At 47.5% G+C, this 17145-nt stretch carries 18 protein-coding genes; 11 read left to right on the top strand and 7 right to left on the bottom strand.

Features of this window, described 5'->3' with window-relative positions; genetic code table 11:
- Positions 1-136 precede the first annotated feature (136 nt).
- Complete coding sequence (locus WFI24_RS17250; protein ID WP_336762726.1) at positions 137-1879, top strand: adenine deaminase; 1743 nt, start codon at positions 137-139, stop codon at positions 1877-1879.
- Between the two features lie 227 nt (positions 1880-2106).
- On the top strand, positions 2107-2844 hold the full coding sequence (locus WFI24_RS17245; protein ID WP_336762725.1) for an HAD family hydrolase: 738 nt from the start codon (positions 2107-2109) through the stop codon (positions 2842-2844).
- A gap of 69 nt (positions 2845-2913) precedes the next feature.
- On the opposite strand, the gene WFI24_RS17240 is transcribed toward WFI24_RS17245, so the two are convergent.
- The gene (locus WFI24_RS17240; RefSeq protein ID WP_336762724.1) at positions 2914-3264 is read right to left on the bottom strand and encodes a cupin; all 351 of its coding nucleotides are present in this window, start codon (positions 3262-3264) and stop codon (positions 2914-2916) included.
- 359 nt (positions 3265-3623) lie between these two features.
- Here WFI24_RS17240 and WFI24_RS17235 point away from each other — a divergent pair, with 359 nt between their 5' ends.
- The 3 genes from WFI24_RS17235 (at position 3624) to WFI24_RS17225 (ending at position 6056) form a co-directional block, all read left to right on the top strand.
- Positions 3624-4103 carry a Dps family protein gene (locus WFI24_RS17235; protein ID WP_336762722.1) on the top strand — a complete coding sequence of 160 codons (480 nt, stop codon included), beginning with the start codon at positions 3624-3626 and terminating at the stop codon, positions 4101-4103.
- A gap of 127 nt (positions 4104-4230) precedes the next feature.
- A complete protein-coding gene (locus WFI24_RS17230; protein ID WP_336762720.1) occupies positions 4231-5442 on the top strand; it encodes a nitric oxide synthase oxygenase in 1212 nt (403 codons plus the stop codon).
- A 146-nt stretch (positions 5443-5588) separates the two neighbouring features.
- A complete protein-coding gene (locus WFI24_RS17225; RefSeq protein WP_336762719.1) occupies positions 5589-6056 on the top strand; it encodes an NUDIX domain-containing protein in 468 nt (155 codons plus the stop codon).
- Between the two features lie 308 nt (positions 6057-6364).
- Here the strand turns inward: WFI24_RS17225 and WFI24_RS17220 are convergent, their stop codons facing one another.
- Positions 6365-7714 (bottom strand): MFS transporter, encoded by a 1350-nt coding sequence (locus tag WFI24_RS17220; protein WP_336762717.1) that lies wholly within the window; start codon positions 7712-7714, stop codon positions 6365-6367.
- 256 nt (positions 7715-7970) lie between these two features.
- Here WFI24_RS17220 and WFI24_RS17215 point away from each other — a divergent pair, with 256 nt between their 5' ends.
- Genes WFI24_RS17215 through WFI24_RS17200 form a run of 4 tightly spaced genes read left to right on the top strand, consistent with a single transcriptional unit; the run spans position 7971 to position 11757 of the window.
- Positions 7971-9080, top strand: coding sequence for an ABC transporter ATP-binding protein (locus tag WFI24_RS17215; RefSeq protein WP_336762716.1), 1110 nt, complete (start codon positions 7971-7973; stop codon positions 9078-9080).
- On the top strand, positions 9070-9903 hold the full coding sequence (locus tag WFI24_RS17210) for an ABC transporter permease (RefSeq protein WP_017691799.1): 834 nt from the start codon (positions 9070-9072) through the stop codon (positions 9901-9903). The genes WFI24_RS17215 and WFI24_RS17210 overlap by 11 nt, the downstream gene beginning before the upstream one ends.
- Positions 9878-10687 carry an ABC transporter permease gene (locus tag WFI24_RS17205; RefSeq protein ID WP_062836831.1) on the top strand — a complete coding sequence of 270 codons (810 nt, stop codon included), beginning with the start codon at positions 9878-9880 and terminating at the stop codon, positions 10685-10687. Before WFI24_RS17210 ends, WFI24_RS17205 begins: the two co-directional genes overlap by 26 nt.
- The gene (locus WFI24_RS17200; RefSeq protein WP_062836832.1) at positions 10684-11757 is read left to right on the top strand and encodes an ABC transporter substrate-binding protein; all 1074 of its coding nucleotides are present in this window, start codon (positions 10684-10686) and stop codon (positions 11755-11757) included. The genes WFI24_RS17205 and WFI24_RS17200 overlap by 4 nt, the downstream gene beginning before the upstream one ends.
- Positions 11758-12053: 296 nt before the next feature.
- On the opposite strand, the gene WFI24_RS17195 is transcribed toward WFI24_RS17200, so the two are convergent.
- The 5 genes from WFI24_RS17195 to WFI24_RS17175 form a co-directional block, all read right to left on the bottom strand.
- Entirely contained in the window at positions 12054-12554 is a 501-nt protein-coding gene (locus WFI24_RS17195; RefSeq protein WP_017691802.1) for a hypothetical protein, read from the bottom strand.
- A gap of 253 nt (positions 12555-12807) precedes the next feature.
- Positions 12808-13809: a cation diffusion facilitator family transporter gene (locus tag WFI24_RS17190; protein WP_336762709.1), complete on the bottom strand. Its 1002-nt coding sequence runs from the start codon at positions 13807-13809 to the stop codon at positions 12808-12810.
- Positions 13810-13960: 151 nt separating this feature from the next.
- Positions 13961-14149 (bottom strand): hypothetical protein, encoded by a 189-nt coding sequence (locus WFI24_RS17185; protein ID WP_336762707.1) that lies wholly within the window; start codon positions 14147-14149, stop codon positions 13961-13963.
- Between the two features lie 355 nt (positions 14150-14504).
- Entirely contained in the window at positions 14505-15275 is a 771-nt protein-coding gene (locus WFI24_RS17180; RefSeq protein ID WP_336762705.1) for a DODA-type extradiol aromatic ring-opening family dioxygenase, read from the bottom strand.
- Positions 15275-15949 carry an alpha/beta hydrolase gene (locus tag WFI24_RS17175; RefSeq protein WP_336762703.1) on the bottom strand — a complete coding sequence of 225 codons (675 nt, stop codon included), beginning with the start codon at positions 15947-15949 and terminating at the stop codon, positions 15275-15277. The genes WFI24_RS17180 and WFI24_RS17175 overlap by 1 nt, the downstream gene beginning before the upstream one ends.
- 228 nt (positions 15950-16177) lie before the next feature.
- On the opposite strand from WFI24_RS17175, the gene WFI24_RS17170 reads away from it, so the two are divergent.
- The gene (locus WFI24_RS17170; protein ID WP_336762701.1) at positions 16178-16543 is read left to right on the top strand and encodes a glyoxalase superfamily protein; all 366 of its coding nucleotides are present in this window, start codon (positions 16178-16180) and stop codon (positions 16541-16543) included.
- 43 nt (positions 16544-16586) lie between these two features.
- Entirely contained in the window at positions 16587-17132 is a 546-nt protein-coding gene (locus tag WFI24_RS17165; protein WP_336762700.1) for a helix-turn-helix domain-containing protein, read from the top strand.
- Positions 17133-17145: the final 13 nt, after the last annotated feature.

The following is a 17145-nucleotide window of genomic DNA, read 5'->3' as shown; positions in this document are numbered from 1 at the left end:
CAAAGAAGGCATTTCATGCGATGATTCCGGCCGAGGCAGTGGTACGCAATCAAGTGCAGTGCATCAGATTAAAGTGCAGGTTCATTGTCCAGTCCGGATCGCGGTGAAATGCTTGTGAAGAAGGAGATTATGCCCCATGCGTGCAGATCAACTAATTGTGAATGTACATGTGTATAACAGTTATTATAAACGGTTTGAAATGAACAACGTTGCTGTACTCGACGGCAGATTCCTATATGTTGGACCCGGTGGACCGGAGATGATTCAGGCAGACGAAGTCATCGATGCGCGAGGAAGATACATGATTCCTGGCTTGATTGATATCCATCTGCATATCGAAAGCACGATGGTGACACCGGAAACCTTTTCCCATGGTCTGATTGGCTGCGGGGTAACATCCATTGTAGCGGAACCGCATGAGATGGCGAATGTATTCGGGCTGGAGGGTGTTCAGGAGATGATGGCTGCGAGTCGGGAGACGACAGTGGACATGTTCTATGCGATCCCAAGTTCCGTTCCGGCAACCCCGATGGAGACAACAGGTGGTTCGATCGAGATCGAAGATATGGACGTGCTGCTCGCCACTGGCGAGATCATCTGTCTGGGCGAGATCATGAATTATGTCGATGTCATCCGTGATCCGGAATGCAAGACGAACCAGATTCTACAGCATATCCGCAAAAACTATCCCGATCTGGTGATCGAAGGTCATACACCGAAACTGCTTGGACTCGATCTGCATCGACTGATCTACGCAGGCATCGATTCCGACCATACCCATCAGAGCATTGAGGGATTGCAGGCGCGGATTGCGGCAGGTATGTTTATTGAAATTCAGGAGAAATCAATGACCCCGGAAGTCATGGAGTACCTGATTCAACATGATGTGGCGCAGCATTTCTGCTTTGTTACGGATGATGTGATGCCGGATTCACTGGTGGAGCGTGGTCATCTGGATCATATCGTACGCAAAGCAATTCAGATGGGCATGCGTCCGGAAGACGCGATCTATGCAGCAACATCTACCCCTGCTTCCCGGATGAAAATGACTGATCGTGGCAGCGTTGCCCCAGGCAAAGTGGCCGATTATGTGTTGGTATCCAACTTGGATGATCTCTCTATTGATCAGGTGTACAAAAACGGCCGCAAAGCTTATGACGATTACGAACCGTATAAGCAGGAGCGCATAACCGGGCAGTTCCCACCTCACTTCTATAAGAGCGTACAGTTGGAGAAGCTGGGCGTAGCAGATTTTGCAATTCAATTGTCAGATCCGAAAGTCAGTGGATCAGGGGTTGGTCTCGCCAGTGAAGGGGAGTACCAATGCCGTGTCATGATGGTCAAGGATGGTTCTACTTTTGTGGAAGAGCATATTGCATCCGTTCAGTCCTCAGATGGCGAATTGCAGTGGGAAGAAAGTGGATATGCTCAAATCGCGACCTTTGAACGTTATGGAGTGAACGGCAATCGTGCACATGGTCTGATCGGTGGAGACACCATCAAACGCGGCGCTATTGCAACGACATACTCACACGACAATCACAACCTGCTGGTTGTAGGACGTAATCGTGAAGATATGATACTGGCAGCTAACACAGTGATTTCGAGCCAGGGTGGATTCTGCGTGGTGGAAGATGGCAAGGTGCTGTCCCATCTGGAACTTCCCGTAGGTGGCATTTTGACGGAAGAACCACTTGCAGTGGTGTCCCATCAAGTGAAGGAGCTGAGAGCAGCAATGTTGTCTCTTGGGTACGTGCATTACAACCCGATCATGTCGATCAGCACCCATTCTCTTGCGGTAAGTCCCGCGTTGAAGATTACGGACCATGGCTTGATTGATGTGAATGCAGGTAAAGTTGTATCGTTGATTGTAGAATAGATTTTATTAAAAAAAGAGCGTCACCCCATTTCATGACCATGAGTTGTGAGATGGGGTTTTTTTATGTATAAGAATGACTGTTTAATGATTCTTTGCCAGACAGAGGTCTCTGGCTATGGTTTATCCTAGAGAGGGCTGCAAAAAATCCTCTTTTGGACGGGACAAATGAATACATATATAGTAAGAAGAGAATGTTTGGAAGCAAAAGCAGGAGGATAGACACCATTATGAATGAAATAAATAATGCTAAAACCATATTTTTCGATGTAGATGATACCTTATACGATCACCTGCAGCCGCTTCGTGGCGCGTTGCAGGACGTTCTCGGCCTGCCGGATGATTTCCCTTATGCTGAGACCTATCATCGTTTTCGTTATTATAGTGACTGGCTGTCTGCTCAAGAAGATCTGTCGGCTGTACCAGAACCGGATGCCGTGGAGCGAATGCGTCGTCGTAGATTTGAGCTGACGATGGAGGAGTTTGGAATATCTTTACAACAGGGACAAGCTGAAGAGCTGCAAGCACAGTATTTGAGCAGACAATTTGAGATTGTACCTTTTGAAGGAGCATATGAGCTAATCAGAAGGCTTCAGGCAGAAGGTCATACTGTCGGTCTAATCACCAATGGAGAAGGGGAACATCAGCGGCGTAAGCTTGAAGCATTGGATGTGCTTAGTCTCGTGGACGAGCATCTGATCTTCATCTCCGGTACAACTGGTTATGCGAAACCAGATCGCAGGTTGTTTGAATATGTGAGTAAGCAGTCCGGGACAGATGCCCGTTCCAGCTATTACATCGGAGACTCGTGGCGTAATGATGTGGTAGGTGCAGTGGATGCAGGATGGAAAGTTATCTGGTTCAACCATCGGGAGGCATTGCCGGAGTCCGATCATCAACCTCATTTTGTAGCACGGAGCTATGAGGAAATCAGTTCTATTCTCACTTTTGAGCTCGTCCGAGTTTAAGGAGAATTATGTTTAAAGGAGCAGACCTGCTACCAGCGTGGTGCAGGTCTGCTTTTTATATTATACCTTCTATAAAGGCATCAATGATGAGGTGTCTAACTCTTCGCTTTCAATTACAATTGCCATTAGTCCAGTTGCTGTTTTAGTTTCGTGCCATTCATGTTTATCCCAGAGAACCGCTTCACCACAATGCACTTTGATGTATTCATTTGCTTTACCTCTAACCCAGCCCTCTCCGCTTACTATTAAAAGGAGTTGAGGAACCATAGCTTGGTGATAACCTATTACTCCATCTTTATCCAAGTGCATACATCCTATATGAGCTTCTTTATGGGTCTGCGTGATACGTGACATAACGAAATTAGAATCGAATTTGATAATCTTCTTACCTGACTCTTGTTTAAATTGAAATATCCTCATGTTTACCTCCGCAATAGTGACTAATTTAACTTCCTACATCGGTAACTATCCTTATGATGGGTATCATCCTATTCCATAAAATTGATGGAAACCCAATCAGGCGAGTTTATCATAGCTCTAATGGGTTGGGAACAATTTGCTAACAATCATCTTTTTCTAATTTCCTGTACCAATGCTTCTATGAAGCTGTGCTTCATGAAATCTTCATTTAAAAGAGTAGTTCAGAACCTTCCCAAACAGCATATGTGGTGTTATAATTAAAATAAGATTTAGATTAAGTCTAAATTAAAAGAAACGAATCAAAGCAATCCATATTAAAATTCAAATTCTATTTTTATATTCGAGAGGGGATAAATTCCATGAGCACAATCCAAACTACAAACAATACTTTTGCTAACAACACCACAGCACTTCAAGAGGTTCTGAACCGTCAGATCGCAGGTTGGTCCGTACTGTACACGAAACTGCATCACTTCCACTGGTATGTTCAAGGACCTCACTTCTTCACATTACACGCCAAATTCGAAGAACTGTATAACTTGGCTACAGCGAATATGGATGAGGTTGCTGAACGTTTGCTTGCTATTGGTGGACGTCCGGTAGCAACCATGGCTGAACAACTGCGTCTGTCTCCGATTGAAGAGGCGCAAGGCCAGTTGTCCGCTGAGCGTATGGTAGAGTCGGTGGTTGCTGATCTGCGTACGATGGTGAAAGTGATTCATCAAGGTATTCACGAAGCAGGAGAAGCAGAAGATAACGCAACGGAAGATATGCTGATTGGATTCACCGCTGCACTGGATAAAGAGGTCTGGATGTTAAACGCATTTCTAGGCAAATAAACAAAGTCACCCTACATCCTGACAACGATATGTAGAGTCCGTGAACAAAGTGTCCGTTCGCTTACAAATCCGGTGTGCTTGCCGTATAATGATGGCATTCAAGATGTACAGAATGGTGGAATGAACAATGCGGTCAGACCTGGAAAAATTGCAGGAAGAAGCTGAACGGTTTATATATACATGTTATGAAGAGCTGGGCCATTCGCGTGAAGACGCGCAGGCCCGGCTTGTTGCCGTTATGGGAGAAATCGAAGTAACGGGAACCTATGTGCACACCACAGATGAATTGGAGCAGGGTTGCAAAATGGCCTGGCGAAACAGCAACCGCTGCATCGGGCGGCTGTTCTGGGATAAAATGCGAATCGTGGACGCACGCCATGCCGATACAGCAGGAACGGCAGCAGAAGCTGTGCTGAATCATATCCATGTAGCTTCTAACGGAGGCAAAGTCATTCCGATGATCACCATCCTTCCACCGGATGGACCGAATGGAACTCCGATACGACTCTGGAATCATCAGCTTATTCGTTATGCGGGATATGAGACAGAGCAAGGCATTGTTGGGGATCCTGCTTCGGTGGAACTGACGAAGGCGGCGATGTCACTTGGCTGGCAGGGAGAAGGTGGCTCCTATGATGTCTTGCCACTCATTATTCAGGCAAAAGGACAAGAACCCGAGTGGTACGCTGTGCCCGAGGAAGAGATTGTTGAAGTAGCCATTGAGCACCCGGAGCGGGCGGAGATTGCCGATCTGGGCATGCGCTGGTACGGTGTGCCGATGATCGCCGATATGCGACTGGAGATTGGCGGTGTGTCCTACCCGGCAGCGCCGTTCAATGGTTGGTATATGGGTACCGAGATTGGCGCTCGTAATCTGGCGGACACGTTCCGGTATAACAAACTGCCTGCGGTGGCGGAAGCGTTAGGACTCAATACGTCGAGTGAAACAACATTGTGGAAGGATCGTGCGTTGGTTGAACTGAATGTGGCTGTGCTGCATTCGTTCAAAAAAGCAGGCGTGAGCATTGTGGATCACCACACGGCGGCCGCCCAATTTGCTATGTTTGAACAGCGAGAAGAGAAAGCTGGACGTGAGCTGACCGGAGATTGGGTGTGGCTGATTCCGCCAGTGTCCCCGGCGACAACGCATATTTTCCACAGCTCCTATCGCAATGAGATCGTGAGGCCGAACTTTTTCCGTCAGGATCAGGCGTATACCCTGAAAGATGACGTGGCATCTGCCGCAGAGCCGCGAAGCAGCGAGCAGCAGAATGCACAAGTGGAGAATCACCAGCCTCAGGCCGGAGAGGCACCAATGAAATGCCCGTTTGCACACTGAGTTGTGTAGGCGGGTTATTTTTTGCGATTATTTTTTCCAAACGAAGGGCTTCAAAATAGGAAGAAAAGAAGAATATTCTTTCTCTATATGGAAATATATAACACGCTTATAATAAGGTATGACTTCACATAGGGAGGGAATAATCCATGGGTTACATTGAAACGTTGCGAGGGTTGGTTGGCAATACTCCTGTTATTTTGGTGAGACCGAGTATATTGATCTTGAATAAGACAGGTGAGATTCTGTTGGTTCGACATATGGATGACACTTGGGGAGTACCGGGTGGATTCATGGAGCTCGGCGAATCGGTGGAAGAGTCTGCAATAAGAGAGATTAAAGAAGAGATTGGGATAGAGATCAAGAAACTTCATCTGTACGGCGTCTTCTCAGGAAAAGAGTTACATACGAAATTAAAAAATGGGCATGAATACTACAATGTCGTCATTGGTTATATTTGCACGGAATATGAGGGAGAACTGAAGCCAGATGGAGTTGAAGTTCTTGAAGCAAAGTTTTACAAACCGACAGAATTACCTGACAGGACGGACCCTTACTTAAAAAGAAAAATTCAAGAAAATGCAGAACATATCGCAGCATTATTGGGAAAAACATAATCGAGAGGTTGCCACCGAAATGGTTTCTCTCACGAGTTGTATAGCTAACGAACTGAGCGTGTCTTATAGGGCGGATTATTATGGAACTGTTAAATTAACGAACCTTAATAGCGTTATATCGGCATTAACTTGCCTGAAACCGATGCAGGAGCAACAAATCAAGGGAATAGCGCCTCTGTGATTCGTTAGTCTACAACCCTGTGGAAATTGAAGCGAATAGCACTTGCACAGTTCGTTAGAAATAATTATGCCAATTAAGGGATGTCCTCCGTCATATTCATGACTTGAGGGACATCTCCCTTTTGCGTTTACACCCGTTTTGTCTTGTACCGACTCCGCATCGCGGCCTGAACTACAATGGCAGCAGCAATCAGCACCAGATTGAACACAAAAACGGAATACAGCGACCCAACCTCCATCATTAGTGCTGCCACCAATGGCGACACGATGGAGCCGATCTCGGCCGCAGAGACGATTTTGCCTATGACAGAACTTCGACTCTCGTCTGGGATGTGGTCACCAATATGGGCAAAGAATGAATCCATGTAACAAGCCCCACCGACCCCACCAATCAGCATGCCAACGTAGACCCATAGATGGGAGGACGTGCTTAGAAATACAGCAACTTCAATTCCAATCAGGAACATGCCAAGCATGCAGAGCAGCAGGCGATCGCCCATCCGGTCAGAGAGATAACCAACAAAGGGAGCAGCGGCAAGCGTAGAAATCCCGGAGACGGTGAAGGCGAGACTGGTTGCAAAGGGGTCCCAGTGCATGATGTGAGCTGCATATAGTGCGAAATAGGTGAGAAATACCGCATAGGCACTCATCTCCAGAAAATGCACCGTACCGTAGCCAATCAGCTGTTGCCGCCGGGTGAGCCTTGTATACGCCTCCTGAGTATGCTTTGCATCAGACGGTGATGAAGATAAAGGAGGTGCAGTCGTTACAGTATGAGGATGGGAGTCACTAGTGGTGGAATCTACAACAGCTTCATCCGTGGAGAGTAGCGAATGTGTTGAGTGTTGCAAAGGTTCTTGTGTCACAGTAGCCGAAGGAATTAGATGATCACTTAACGTATCCCCAGATCCACGATTGGCTCTAGCTTGTGCTTTCGTCTTCATCCCCATCGCAGCGACAACGGCCATCAGACAACATATGGTCACGAGTAGAAAAGGCACCGACAAGGGCCAGTGCAGCGCGAGCCAGCCACTTATTACAGGACCGAGCACCATACCGCCACCCTCACTGCTGCTGATATATCCATTGTACAGGCCGCGGTTATCTATATTCCCTCCGTCCCCGATGATCGAACGCACAACCACGGTAAGACCGGTGGAAGCGAGCCCCTGCAGCAGCCGGAGCAGGCCGAATAACACCGCAGCAGTAGACAGCGCGAAGCCACCCATACAGACAGCGAGTAGTAACAGCATGAGGATGAGAGCTTTTTTACCACCTAGTTTCTTATAAATTGCCGCTGCAGGAATGCCACCAATGACTTTCCCCACATAAAAAAGTGCAAAAATAACCCCCATCATCCATCCAGACAGGCCGAATTCCTCAATAAATAAAGGAAACAGGGGCAGAATCATGAATCCGCCCATCTGACTTAGGAAACAAATCGTCATCAGCAAAGGCAGGTTACGACGAATATCCAAGAGCCAAGACTCCTCTCCCACATAAAATGGAATCCTATAATTCCTTCCTTCACCTCATATGGATGCGTAGATATCGACATATACCCGTAATGTATGCAGGATTTATGAAAATAAGAAGAAATGACACGTGGCGTTTACATCAAAACCATTGCGGATATACCTGAATCATATATAATAGATGGGTTATCAATAAGGAACATGGACGAAAGTGTACAGACTTAAGATGTACCTCAAGTATAAGGGGGCGATGTGAAGCATGTCAGAACAACAACCGATTATCCGCTTCGAAGCGGTGACTCAGCAATACGATCAGGATGAAGCCGTATTGAAGGCAGTCAGCTTTGAGATTGAGCGGGGTAAATTTTATACGCTTCTTGGCCCTTCAGGGTGCGGGAAAACAACCATATTGCGGCTGATTGCCGGCTTTGCGGAGCCGACACAGGGCAGTATTTATTTTAACGGTGCGCTCATCAACCGAGTGCCTGCCCACCAGCGGCAGGTGAATACCGTATTTCAGGATTATGCATTATTTCCACATTTGAATGTATTTGAGAACGTGGCTTTTGGTTTGCGGATCAAAAAGATGAAAACAGCTGAAATTCGCAGCAAAGTGTTGGAAGCCCTCAAATTCGTCAATCTGTCCGGTTATGAAAACCGGGAAATTGGCGAAATGTCCGGCGGACAACGACAACGTGTCGCGATTGCACGCGCCATCGTGAATGAACCTGAAATTCTCCTGCTGGACGAGCCTTTGTCAGCACTCGATCTGAAGCTGCGGACCGAAATGCAGTATGAGCTGCGGGAGCTGCAACAACGACTGGGCATCACGTTTATCTTTGTTACACATGATCAGGAAGAGGCGTTGGCGATGTCGGACGAGATCTTTGTCCTCAATGGCGGCGTGATTCAACAGAGCGGTACACCGAATGATATCTATGATGAGCCGATTAACCGCTTTGTGGCAGACTTTATCGGGGAATCGAATATTGTATCGGGGAAAATGAAGCAGGACTTTGTGGTGGAATTCGCTGGCGCACAGCACGAGTGTGTCGATCAGGGTCTCCAGCCGGACGAGCCAGTAGAGATTGTCATTCGTCCAGAGGATCTGGAGATAACAACCGAAGACCAAGGCAAGCTCAAAGTCAATGTAGACTCCCAGTTATTCCGTGGGGTGCATTACGAGATATCCACGTACGACGATGCGGGCAATGAGTGGCTTGTTCATTCAACCAAGAAAGCCGTTGTAGGCGCACGGATTGGACTGTATTTTGACCCGGAAGCGGTACATGTTATGCGCTTTAACGAGACCGAGGAAGAGTTCGATAGACGACTCGAAGCCTATCAAGAGGCCGCTCATGCAGACTAAGGCCAGCACACGCAATGCGTATCTGATTCCATATGTATTATGGATGGTGTTGTTCGTTGTGGCGCCGGTTCTGCTGGTCATCTATTACTCGTTCTTCGACGTCGAAGGCAACTTCACGTTTGGCAACTACGCCCGGTTCTTCACACCTGTGTACTTGCAGATGACGCTCAGTTCGTTCTGGTATGCATTTCTGATTACGGCCTTCTCGCTGTTAATCTCCTACCCGACGGCGTATATGCTAACCCGGACGAAGCACAAGCAGCTGTGGTTGCTGCTGATCATTCTGCCAAGCTGGATCAATCTTTTGCTAAAAGCATATGCCTTCATCGGCCTGTTCGGAACGTACGGCTTGACCAACTCTCTGCTTGAAGTCGTGGGTATTGGCACACAACAGATCTTGTTCACCGACTTCAGCTTTATCTTTGTCTCGGTGTACATCTTCATTCCATTCATGATCCTGCCGATCTTCAATGCGCTGGAAGAGATGAATCCATCCTTGATCTACGCGGCGCGTGATCTGGGTGCCTCATCGTGGCTGACATTCCGCCGGGTTATCTTTCCGCTGACGATTAGCGGTGTGAAATCAGGCTGTCAGGCTGTATTTATTCCTGCGCTGTCCCTGTTCATGATTACCCGTCTCATTGCGGGGAACCGTGTGATTACGCTGGGAACAGCGATTGAACAACATTTTCTCGTCACCCAGGACTGGGGGATGGGTTCTACGATTGCCGTCTTTTTGATTATTGCGATGGCGATTATTATGTTCCTGACTGGATCAGGAAAGAAGGAGGTGCGTAATGGGAAGAAACGGAAAGCTGTCTAACGTCTATCTAGCCGTTGTATTCGCCATACTGTACGCACCGATTGCGTATCTGATCTTCTATTCCTTCAATAGTGGCGGCCACATGCGCAGCTTCGAAGGATTCACGCTCGAATGGTACAGAGAGGTGTTCGCCGATACTCGGCTGCTCATCATTGTGCTTAACACATTTATTATAGCATTGCTGTCATCAGCGATCTCCACGATCCTTGGTGTAGCCGGAGCACTGGCGATCTACCATGTGCGTCGCAAACGGACCAAAAATACGCTGCTGTCACTCAATAACGTGCTCATCGTTAGTCCCGATGTCATCATTGGTGCATCGTTCCTGATCTTGTTCACCATGATTGGCATCAAACTGGGCTTCACTTCGGTTCTGCTGTCTCATATTGCGTTCAGTGTACCCATTGTCGTGATCATGGTGCTGCCAAAGCTGCAAGAGATGAGCCCAACATTGATGGATGCGGCACGCGATCTGGGCGCTGGTTCATGGCAGATTCTGACGCGTGTGGTGCTGCCATACGTGAAACCAGGTATTTTTGCTGGATTCTTCATGGCTTTGACGTACTCGCTCGATGATTTTGCAGTAACATTCTTCGTCACGGGTAATGGGTACTCTACACTCTCGGTAGAGATATACTCCAGAGCAAGGCAGGGCGTATCCCTGTCCATCAATGCGCTGTCGACCCTATTGTTCCTGCTGACGGTGTTGCTGGTCGTTGGATATTACTTCATTAACCGCCGTGCAACGCGGATTCCACCTGGAGGGAAGGGGCTGCGTCCATGAAGCAACTGGTACGGACATTTGCAATTGTATTCGTGGCCGCCTTTGCCCTGATGATCCTGGCTTCGTATCTGAACAAGAGTCAGGGGTATTCTGGCGGCAACACGCTGACTATCTATAACTGGGGCGATTATATCGACCCGGATCTGCTTAAGGAGTTTGAGGACGAGACGGGCATTAAAGTGATCTATCAGACGTTTGACTCCAATGAAGCGATGCTGACCAAGATTGAGCAGGGGGGAACCACGTTTGATGTGGCAATTCCTTCCGAATATGCGATTAGCAAAATGAAAGAAGAAGACCTGCTCGTTCCACTCGATCACAGCAAATTGACTCATCTGGACAACATTGATCCGCGGTTCATGGACTTGTCCTTTGATGAAGGCAACAAGTATTCCATCCCTTATTTCTGGGGAACGGTGGGGGTTGTGTACAATCCCGAACTGGTGGATGGATTAACGTTTGATAGCTGGAACGACCTGTGGGACCCGCGTCTAAAAAACCAGATCCTTCTCCTTGATGGCGCACGCGAAGTCATTGGTATGGGTCTCAACAGTCTCGGGTATTCCCTGAACGATACCAACGAAGATCATCTGCAAGAAGCGCTGAAGAAGCTGTCTACATTGACACCTAATGTGAGAGCGATTGTCGGAGACGAGATCAAGATGTTGCTCGCGAATGAGGAAGCAGCCGTTGGGCTCGTATGGTCCGGGGATGCGTCCGAGATTATGGATGAGAACGACAAGCTGGATTACATGGTGCCGGAAGAAGGCTCGAACCTCTGGTTCGATAACATGGTTATTCCAAAAACAGCGAGTAATATTGAAGGAGCACACCAGTTTATCAACTTCATGCTGGACCCGGATCATGCCGCTCGCAATGCGGAGTATGTCGGATATTCCACACCGAACGCCGAGGCGCTTAAGCTGCTGCCGGAGGATATCTCGGAGGATGAACGTTTCTATCCGGACGAGACACTGACAGGTAAGCTGGAGGTCTACGATAATCTGGGTAAAAAAATGCTCTCGCATTATAACGACCTGTTCCTAGAGTTTAAAATGCACAGTAAATAACCGCCAATAGCGTATGTACAGTTCGTTAGATCTGAAAAAAATAAAGGGGTGCTGCTCGTCATATCAATAGATGACGAGCAGCACCCCTTTTTTTATTACCTTCTTCAGAGCAATAGCTCAGGTCATGTTTTTTTCGTGAACACATTCACGGAGGGGACAGAACAAACGAAGGAAGCGAAGCGGTCGCCTTTATCAACGGATTTTCCCATTCTAGATGGAATTCAAAAAAATCCGGGGATAACAGCGATCCGAAGTTGTTCTGTCACCGCAGTGATCAAGTGGAAACGAATAAAGGGTTACATGCGCTTTTTGCGCCCCACCATGATCCATGCCCCACCCATAATCAACACAATGGCCACGAACGGTTGGATAAAGCTCAAGCTGCTCAGCATCGTGCCAATTGACATTACGGCGAAGAACAGCAGCGATATAACCGTTAGAATGTTGATGGGGATCAGCAACCATTTGTTCCGACCACCGAACCAGTATAATTCAAACAAACCAACAGCTACAGCCAGAATGAAGCCCGGCCACATCGTACCCCAGTTGTTAAACAGCATGGCAATCTGACAGACGATACCCACCGTGAGCAGCAACCCACCAGGAACCAGCAGTCCTACCCCTCTGCCAATCATGGAGAAGTACAGCCAGTGAAAGAACAGCCCGAGTGGAATCACGAATAACGTGGGCCAGAAGGTCGCAAAGATCGTACCCGGACCGAGTGAACCTCCCTGGTTCAGAATCAGGTACACGCCCAGCAAAATGAGAACAGGCGCAAGGATCGTACGTTTAGCCATAATATCTCTCCTTCTCAATACAAGATCAATTTTCCGAACAGTTGTATGTAGAGCAATTCTTTCGTTATTCACAGCATACCATGAACTGGAAAAGGATATCCTCCGCCTTTGGAGTTAAAGTAAACCTAGACCAAAGTCTAGGTAGGCAAATTGGAGAAACTATACTCCCTAGATGAGGGTGTAGTTGAACATGCTAAGAACCCACTCTGTTGAGAGTGGGTTCTGTCATTCTTTTTATCAAAAGCGAAGCTCGTTATTTCACCACATCTGAATGTTTCTTGCCCCAGCTGTTCACGCCGTCATCCTCAATTATGGAGATGGCTGCGTCAGCGATGTCGGGGTTCGTCATCAACTTCTCCTGAATACGGAACTTGATGTCATCCGCATCAGCCAGGCTGAGTCCTTTGGTCAGTTCAATCAGACCTTCCACATGATAATAACGGCCTTCCTGAATGATACGCATCATCTGAATATCGGCAACGTGTGTGTCTGCCAGAATGGTCTGGGACACTTTGTCCTCAATATCCTGCGGAGCCGCTACACCGATCAATCCGATCATATTATCATAACCGACACGGAAGGCTACAGCGATCATCAAGCATCCAATAATCGTCGTTACAATACCATCAAGCAATGCAAAATTGGTTAAGGCAATGACCACGACGGAGATCAACGCTAGAAGGGCACCAAGTACAGCCACAACATCTTCGTAGAATACGAGACGGGTTGGCGGTGCAGCACGGCCTACGTTTTTGATGGCAGCAGGGACCAAGGCAAATCCAGCGGCTTTGGGTGCACGTGCTTCTTTGAGGATTTCCTTCATGGCTTTGATCAGAATGGCCCCGTCGATCAGAATGTTCAAGACGAGCACACCGATGTTAATCCAGAGTCCCCCGGAATGACCAGCAGGATGCTGGAGCAGATGGATACCCTCATGGATAGTTTCATAAGCCATAATCGTCACGACAATAACGGCGATCATACAGAAAATGTTGATGACCCGTCCGAATCCGGTCGGGAAGCGGCGTGTAGGTTTTTTCTCGGACAACACACTGCCGACAAAGACAAATCCTTGGTTAATGGCATCAGCAAATGAATGCATCGCCGAAGCGAACATGGCACCACTGCCACTGAATAGGAAAGCCCCTCCTTTGCACACGGCAAGTACGGCATTCCCTGCCATCGCTACAGCGGAGGATGTATTCCCCTTTTTGACGAGAGACAGAAAGCTCTCAGACTTCGGTTGTTCAGCCACTTCGTATGTCCCTCCCAGATCAATGTATTAGGTGCAGAAAAGGCAATCTTATCTATACAGCATGTGCATTTCCACTAAATGTTATTATAACCGCTTTGACATATCCCAGCATTATGCAAAAAAGGTCATATCACCATATGTATCTCAGTATTCAATGGCCTCCAGAGCACGTAAGTTCCGGTTGGATTGCCGAGCATGCCAAACGTAATCCATTTCTTTTGAAACAGATACGGCTTGATTCGGGATCAAGCTCACGGAGCTCTTCTTCGGTATAATAATCATCCAGGCGGTTCTCCACCAGTGTGGACTGCTCCTTTTGAATCTTTTCCAGGGACAGCATGTAAAATGGCTCTTGCGCTGTTCTGGCATCCGATTCCCCTCCGTATGAGCTATTGAGATAATATGTTGAATGATATCCGAGTAAACTATGCCTAATTTCACCTCATATTATAGTTATAATCCGAAAAAGCACACAAGAATCAAGAGTCTTGTCTTCCTTGCTCCGATGGTCTCATCATTCAAAGCCGGTTGTTGCATAATCAGCATACCTGGTTACATCCACAGCTCCATCTATTAACTTCATGGAAGTTGCTCCTAACAACAAATAAAGCGTGAGCAACAGGAGCAATCCCTGTAACCCACGCTATATTTTTTATCTACTATATAAATGAGACTAATCTTTTACAAAGTCCTCTTTAATCAAACTTCCAGCAGGACAGACTAAGGTTGCCATACTGATAGGCTTTGAACAGGAGCGATGCCTGCTTGTTTTGATCTCCCGCACCCATAGCGAGCAACAGCGGTACAAAATGCTCCGGAGTAGGCACGGCGGCTTGAGCTGAAGGCGCCAGCTTGTCATAGGCGAAGAGAGACACCGTATCCCAACTCACCAGCTTGTCATGCAGCCAGTTGTCGAACTCTGATGCCCATGGGTCAACGCCGTTACTTTCCCAGTTCAACCGACGCAGATTGTGTACCGTTCCGCCGCTGCCAATCACGAGAATGTCCTGCTCACGCAAGGAAGCGAGCGCTTGTCCAACCTGATATTGCTGCTCACCTGTCAGATAGCGATTCACGGACAAGGCTACTACGGGAGTATCCGCATTCGGGTAGAGCAGACGCAGAACAACCCAAGCGCCATGATCCAGGCCACGGACGTCATCGGTCTGTACTGGAATCCCGGCTTCTGCAAATAAACGCTCCACTTCGGCTGTGGTCTCTGCATGTCCTTGAGCCGGGTATTTAATCTGATACAGCTCTGGCTGGAAACCGCCGAAATCATAGATGGTCTCGTAATTGGCTACCGAGGATACAAGCTGAGTAGTGGATTCCCAGTGAGCAGAGAACAATACGATTGCTTTGGGTTTCGGCAGTTCTTGTCCAAGTTTTTGCACAAACTCAGTGTACCCATTCTCCTCCAAAGCCAGTGAAGGGGCGCCGTGGGCAATAAACAGGGATGGCATCATTATGCATTCAGTCCTTTCGGGTCTTCGGCAGTCAGATTTGCATCCGCCCGAAGCCAGTGTTGGAATTGACGGTATAGATCGGGGGTCACCTGGTGCCCACCGTTGTAAGGTACATATGTGATGTGATCGGTATGTTGACGGAAGAAATCGGCGTTATCTTCACCCAGTTGGAGCGGGAATAGATGATCTTGATCTCCATGCGAGATAAACACAGATAGCTCCGAACCGGGTTGCAGCGTGTACTCGTCTTTCACAAATTGCGGGATGTACCCACTCATCGCTACAATGCCTTTAATTTCATCTCCCATCACCAGCGATAAAGTCATCGCCATAATGGCACCCTGGCTGAATCCGGCGATATAACGCCGCGTGGGATCAATAGCATATTTGGCGGACAGATCAACAATCAACTGTTGCAGTCCCAGCACAGAGGCATCATACAATTCACGGATAGGGTTGCCGATGCTTTTAATCTGAAAATAAGCATAACCACTACCCTGAACGATAGGCCCACGGATGGCAACAATAATAAAATCAGACTTCATAGGCTCCATTAAACGAAGCATATCTTGCTCATCTGATCCCATACCATGTAAGGCGAAGATTACGGGATAACGCTGATCTGGATTGTAATGAGACGGTAATCGGACTTCATGTATATAAGGAGAATTCATTGAAAACACCACCTGAAGAGGAATGAGTTAAATATATTGTTCTGATCATAAAGTTCACCAATATGAAATAAATATTCTTATTTATGAACAAAATTTATCATGGTTTCATTGTAGGGTCAATACTTTTTTTGTATGATGAATATATGTTGTTTATAAAAAATCTTGAATGGTTCTACAATAAATGCCGCTGCGCATGGTTCATATCTTATTCCCGAGGACGTGATCAGGATGTTAAAGAGTATCGTGCCTATTCTGAGAATATTTGATGAAAACAAGGCCAGAGAATTCTACCTTGAATACCTGGGTTTCCAATTGGATTGGGAACATCGATTTGAGCATGATATGCCCTTATATATGCAGGTTTCGCTCTATTCTATTGTGATTCATTTATCTGAACATCATGGGGATTGTACACCTGGAGCCGCCTTACGTGTGGAGACGGATAACCTGGATGCATTACATGGTGCACTTCGTAAGAAAGAGTACAAACATGCTAGGCCCGGTATAGAGGAGACGCCTTGGAATTCAAGGGAGTTGACCGTGACAGATCCGTTCGGCAATCGGATTATATTTGTGGAGGCACGCGCCGAATAAATGGAGGTTTATGTCTCAATCAATAGAAGGGGAGGGACGCGATATGGATATCGGCTTTGCTATTCGTACGATCCGCAAGCAGAAACAGATTACGATCATGCAGATGTGCGAGGGCACCGGGTTGTCCAAAGGTTTTATCAGCAACGTGGAAAATAACAAAACGTCACCTTCCATTGCTACGCTTGAAAGTATTGCAGATTATCTGGAAGTGCCACTTCCCTATTTGCTGCTGACACCGGAGCAACGGATGAACGTGGTGCGTAAGAACGAGCGCAAGGAAACGACAGCGGGAAGCGGACAGATCAAAGTACAGCAGCTTACAGCCAAAGGTGCGATGCGCATGTCCATTGTGGAGTTACCGCCAGGTGCATCGACCGGGGTTAGCAAACATGCCGGAGAAGAGAGCCATCTGGTCTTGCAGGGTAAGATTCGTGCGGAGCAATGCGAAGATGTGGAAGTTCTCGAAGCGGGTGATTCGTTTACCTGGAATGCCATTGTGCCCCACGAAGTGACCAATATCGGTGAGGAGCCTGCGGTCGTACTGATTGCTGTGTCCAAGGAGTTGGGTTTGGATCTATGGAATACATAAAGAGGAGGGAGCT

The sequence above is a fragment of the Paenibacillus sp. USHLN196 genome, from assembly GCF_037144955.1.
Taxonomy (GTDB): Bacteria; Bacillota; Bacilli; order Paenibacillales; family Paenibacillaceae; genus Paenibacillus; species Paenibacillus xylanexedens_C.
Note: the sequence above shows the minus strand (reverse complement) of the source record. Positions and strands in the feature narration are given on the sequence as shown.